Here is a 5,385-nt window from a genome sequence, read left to right on the forward strand (position 1 = left end):
GCATTACATCGAATGCCGAGCTTGCCATATTGGAACCCTACATTTTTGGTAATGCCAACAACAGCATGCTTGGAAGCCGTGTAAGCAATGCCTGCACGTGAACCAAATAGACCGCCGACAGAGGCTGTGTTAATAATGACGCCATGGCCTTGCTTCGTCATGAGGGGAATAGCTTTGCGAATAGCTCTCATAGGACCAGTCACGTTAATGTCCATTACTCTGTTCCACATTTCATCGGTAACGGATTCTGCGGGCAGCATTTGATCCATAATACCTGCATTATTTACTAATATATCAAGTTTGCCAAAATCATTTACTGCAGTGTCAATCATTCGAGCAACGTCTTCTTCCTTTGTAACGTTTGTAACTACGCCTTTGGCTTGTCCACCAGATGAATTAATTTCCTCAACAACAGAAGTTACTGCCGCTTCATTAATATCGGCTACAACTACTTGAGCACCTTCTTGTGCGAATAATAATGCCATTTCCTTGCCCATACCTGACGCTGCGCCTGTGATTACGGCTGTTTTTCCTTGTAATTTCATTTGTATCATCCTCTCGACTAGGCAGATTGGTTCTTTCTTTATTTGACGACGTCCTGTCGTATATACTTAGGATAACAAGTTAAGTGATTATTACTATGACATTTCGAGTCAAAATGTCGTTTAAGGTATAAATTAGTTCAACAAGCATGTGAATGAACGAGGGGCTGAGCAAATGACAAAAGTGTACAATACCTTAGATGTACGTGGTGTCCGCACCCGTACATTTCTCAAAGAAGCRCTGTTATCACTGATGGCTGTCAAAAGCTATAACCAAATAAAAATTAAAGAAGTTACAGAAATAGCGGGTGTAAACCGCGTGACCTACTATGATCATTTCTCAACGAAAGATGAGCTCCTTATGGAGCTTATTGAAGACGTGCTAACTGAATACGCCGATATTATTGAAGGCGTTACAGAATTTCCAGCGTCAAAGCGACCGTCCATTGAATATATGAAGACGATCAGGCTATCCGTTGGTCATATAAAAAAACATTCCGATTTCTATAGCATCATGCTGCTTGGAAATGGCGTTCTTAACTTCTCGGATCGACTTCATGATCAAATGTTTGAATCTTTGCTTCAATTAGTACGCCGGATGGGGCAGCAGAATCCGGAAATTGAATCGGACCTGCTTGTGAACTGGATTGTTGGAGGGGCTATAGGAATATATAAATACTGGCTTCAAAATGGCATGCGGCAAACCGAGGAAGAAATTTCACGGCAGATGCTGAAAATAACGATGGCTTCTAGTCAGGTTTTCAATTTGCGTACATATGTCATTCCATAAGGCAATGAAAAAGCTGCCTCTAATCAGTATGGCAGCTTATAGGTGAATCTTATTTATTGAGAATGCTGTCTACCCATAAATAACAGCTTTCTAATTGTTGTTCGCTAATACGATCAGATCTGTGCTCGAACATGATCCTTACTTTATTATTTTCTTCTCTAATAATGTTCAAATAATCTTCTATCGGTGCCCATCCCTCATCGGGACTGAGTTCGGGGAGTGCCGGATGATGTCTATTTTGAATGGTATCGGTAATTTGCATGTTTGACAAATGAATCGAAGCAGCATATTTCGTATACTTTCTAAATATTTTTCTTGCATCTAACGAAGGATCTAACCTCTCTTGATGAAATAGTCTTGCCGTATCCAGGCACAGCTTAATTTTCGGGTACTTTAAAAGCAAATTTTCCAAGAAATCCGTATCATAGATATACTTATTTAGTGCGTCAAACTCCAGTAATGGGGTGAAATGATATTGCTCGCTTTTTTCCGTAAGCCAGTTGAAAAGGTATTCGCTTTTTTCAACAAATTGCTCAAAACAATAATTGCTTTCTAAAATGTATTCCGTGCTATTCGTAAATTTCCATGTATCCCAGTTGACGCTGTCATCCAATAGGACTGGTTTAGGATAATGGAACAAAATATAATCAAGTGGGGCTGTTGCTAAATAATTCAGCTCTTCTTCGATATTGTTGAATGCGTCAGTTCTAATCTTATCATCTAAGGATAAAATTAATGCATCTCTTAGTCTTGAAGCATTAGCTCGCATAGGAAAATGTACTCCGATATGAAACCCTCTTTTTTTTGCTTCTTCAACAAGCTTTAAATAATCTTCATGGGTATGGAACAAACATGCTTCAATCCCGTAAAAACTATCTCTAAAATCCTTTTCATATTTACGGTCATCGAATCCTCCGTATTGCCCGATCATAAATTGTTTGATGAAAATCTCCTCCTCTTCCATAGACGTCATTACAATTCGACAGAAAACCCCATTTTCCTGTTATTGAAGTCATAAATTTTTCTTTTTTATGGAAGTGGCTACTTTTGTTTAACGAGGAACAGCCCAATAACGATAATCACTAAGCCAACCCAGTTTTTCCAATTGGGGAATTCTTTTAGAAAAAAGTACCCCATAATTAACGAAATCAAAATTTCCAAACACTTAGCGGCTACTAAAGTAAAGCTAAGATTCCCGGAAGATTTGAGACCATACTTTACACCATAACCAATAGATAAATTAGCCATTAAAAAGAAGGGTAACATTAGCAATTGAAACTTTAAAGTTGACCAAAATTGGGGTTCAATATGTTTCCCTTGATAAGAAAAAATAAAATTAACTACAAACAATCCTCCAAATAGAAGCGCGAAGCTATACAGGTAAGCCATAAGAACCTCCAATATTGTTGTTTAATTCGTTTGTTTCTTTATGAATTGCATGTTAAAAATCTTTGATCGCTTTCGTCGATTAATGTTTCCTGAAGCCAACTTTTTTATCCATGACAAAGATTTAATCTGACAGAATACTTGAAAAATCGAGCTGAATTAAAATAATCATCATTAATAATCAACGAAATCATTTTCGTACAGGAGGTAAGAACTATTTACAAGCGATTCATAATGCTATTACTTACAAAGGAAGCACACTTGCGGTTGGTGAAAACCATTTTTTATCGTTAAAGGAGATTGAAAGGGTATGGGATGGGATTGATCCAGAATATACGCCTGAAAGTGCTGTAGACGCGGTTAAAGCAGTTCTTCCTCAAAAAATATACGAAGAACTGTTTCCAAACCGCTTAGGTTCTCTAGAATGGTATAAAGTAGCTAAAGGCAAGGAGTATTTTAAAGAAGATCAATCGGATTATTTCTCTTATGATCATTTGATCGCTGCTGTAACTGAGGTGTCAAATCTTAAGTTAAAGGTTAGCACACGCAAAGGAGACAACAGCGCTCAGGAAGTACATAGATTGGATAAGGATGCTAGAATCGAGACATTGATCTCCCGTTCGGCCGAGTTTAATTTGCCAGACAATTTGAAGAAAGAAATTGAAACGGTTGTCATCGATTTTGGCACATTCCTCAAGGAGGGTTTTAAGAAAGATCGTAAGCGTGAGCTCGCCGCATTTCTTGCCAATCTTGCACATGAGACTGGCGGAGGCTGGGCTACAGCACCTGGCGGTGAACTGAAGTGGGGACTGTTCTGGAATGAAAATATTGCTGGAAGAACGGGTGTAAATGAATCCGCTTTCGTGGATGAAGCAAGCAGTGCTCTCTATCCGGGCGTAACGGGCAAACGTTATTATGGACGTGGACCGATCATGTTGAGTTGGAATTTCAACTACGGCTTGTTCAGCTCTATTATTTATGGAGACAAAAATGTCCTTCTTAGCAATCCTGAAATCGTCGTAGCGGACGGTAAGGTTGGTTTCATGACTGCTATTTTATTTTGGATGACACCGCAGGCGCCTAAGCCATCAGCTCATGATGTTATCGTGAACAAATGGAAGCCATCGAAAGAGGATATTGAAAAAGGTTTAAAGCAGCCAGGGTTTGGCATTACCATCATGGTGCTTAGATTAGAAGCGTTTTATTAATTTCTTCCAGTTTAACTTTTAAATGAAATAATCAAAAGGGATAACATACTATGTATTTTGTGCAAATTGCTCTGTTTCAGATGGAGTAAGCAAATGGTCAATGACACAATATAGAAAGAAAATAGATAAAATAATTGACACAATATACGGTAGGGGGGTATAGTGTATTTACGAGAAAGAGCAATAAACTTCTTAAACATTGTATTTTCAATACAAAGTTAAAAATAAATGATTCACATAAAGGAGATATGAACAATGAAAAATGTAACATTAAATGTTGAAGGAATGTCTTGTAATCACTGTGTTAATTCCATCGAAGGAGCTTTAAAGACGATAGGTGCACAAGGAAAAGTGGATCTGGCGAGTGAATCGGTTCAAGTTGTGTTCGACGAAAGTAAGATAACACTTGAAACGATCAAGGAAACCATAGAAGAACAAGGATATGAAGTTCATTAATCGAGAAAAAAAGAGGTGATCATCATGGAAGCGACTAGCTCAGATACGAAGCAAACTTCCCTGCAAATTATTGGGATGACTTGTGCAGCTTGCGCGAATAGGATTGAGAAAGGATTAAATAAGCTTGAAGGAGTTTCGGAAGCGAATGTAAATTTTGCAATGGAACGTGCTACCGTTATTTATGATCCAAGCAAAACAAACGTTGCAAATATGGAACAAAGCATACAGAAGCTTGGGTACAGCACGGCTAAGGAAAGCGTTGATTTGCAGCTAGTTGGGATGACTTGCGCAGCTTGTGCACTTAAAATAGAGAAAGCATTAAATAAACTGCCTGGTATCACGAATGCTACCGTCAATTTCGCAATAGAAACTGCTCATGTAGAATTCAATCCATCAGATGTAACTTTGTCAGATATGCAAGAACGAGTCGAGAAACTCGGGTACAAAGCAGTGCCAAAACAAGAGGTCGGCGATCCGGCTGAGCATCGTCAAAAAGAAATTAAACAACAAAAGCGCAAGCTTCTCATATCTGCCATCTTGTCGCTGCCGCTGCTTTGGTCCATGGTGACTCATTTTTCATTTACATCATGGATTTGGATGCCAGAAATTTTTATGAATCCTTGGTTTCAGCTTGCACTTGCAACTCCGGTTCAATTTTATGTCGGAAAACATTTTTATGTTGGAGCTTACAAAGCACTTCGCAACAAAAGTGCCAATATGGATGTTCTGGTAGCTCTAGGCACGTCAGCTGCTTACTTTTATAGCCTATACCTGACAATAGATTGGGCAACGATGTCTGGAAATATGCACCACAGTCCATCCATGTATTATGAAACAAGCGCAGTTTTAATTACACTCGTTATTCTCGGTAAATTATTTGAAGGTTTGGCGAAAGGGCGTACTTCTGAAGCAATCAAGACACTAATGGGATTACAAGCCAAGACGGCGTTAGTCATTCGTGATGGTCAAGATCTAACGATTCCTGTCGAGGAAGTGCTTACTG

General features: G+C 38.8%; 7 protein-coding genes. 4 read left to right on the plus strand and 3 right to left on the minus strand.

Annotated features, from left to right (window positions below; genetic code table 11):
- Positions 1-545 (minus strand): SDR family NAD(P)-dependent oxidoreductase (locus tag AC1DSE_RS29390; RefSeq protein ID WP_477528639.1); only part of this gene is annotated, 545 nt, incomplete at its 3' end.
- A gap of 172 nt (positions 546-717) precedes the next feature.
- Here AC1DSE_RS29390 and AC1DSE_RS29395 point away from each other — a divergent pair.
- Entirely contained in the window at positions 718-1,332 is a 615-nt protein-coding gene (locus AC1DSE_RS29395) for a TetR/AcrR family transcriptional regulator (protein WP_076265770.1), read from the plus strand.
- 49 nt (positions 1,333-1,381) lie between these two features.
- On the opposite strand, the gene AC1DSE_RS29400 is transcribed toward AC1DSE_RS29395, so the two are convergent.
- Together AC1DSE_RS29400 and AC1DSE_RS29405 are read right to left on the minus strand one after the other, a co-directional pair.
- A complete protein-coding gene (locus tag AC1DSE_RS29400; RefSeq protein ID WP_477511903.1) occupies positions 1,382-2,296 on the minus strand; it encodes an apurinic/apyrimidinic endonuclease family protein in 915 nt (304 codons plus the stop codon).
- A gap of 77 nt (positions 2,297-2,373) precedes the next feature.
- On the minus strand, positions 2,374-2,721 hold the full coding sequence (locus AC1DSE_RS29405; RefSeq protein WP_477511902.1) for an EamA family transporter: 348 nt from the start codon (positions 2,719-2,721) through the stop codon (positions 2,374-2,376).
- A 578-nt stretch (positions 2,722-3,299) separates the two neighbouring features.
- Here AC1DSE_RS29405 and AC1DSE_RS29410 point away from each other — a divergent pair.
- The 3 genes from AC1DSE_RS29410 to AC1DSE_RS29420 form a co-directional block, all read left to right on the plus strand.
- Positions 3,300-3,926: a chitinase gene (locus AC1DSE_RS29410; protein WP_477511901.1), complete on the plus strand. Its 627-nt coding sequence runs from the start codon at positions 3,300-3,302 to the stop codon at positions 3,924-3,926.
- 255 nt (positions 3,927-4,181) lie between these two features.
- Positions 4,182-4,382 (plus strand): copper ion binding protein, encoded by a 201-nt coding sequence (locus AC1DSE_RS29415; protein WP_477511900.1) that lies wholly within the window; start codon positions 4,182-4,184, stop codon positions 4,380-4,382.
- A gap of 24 nt (positions 4,383-4,406) precedes the next feature.
- On the plus strand, positions 4,407-5,385 hold a 979-nt coding region (locus AC1DSE_RS29420; protein WP_477528640.1), incomplete at its 3' end, for a heavy metal translocating P-type ATPase.

This window comes from Paenibacillus sp. 01L418, assembly GCF_056400045.1.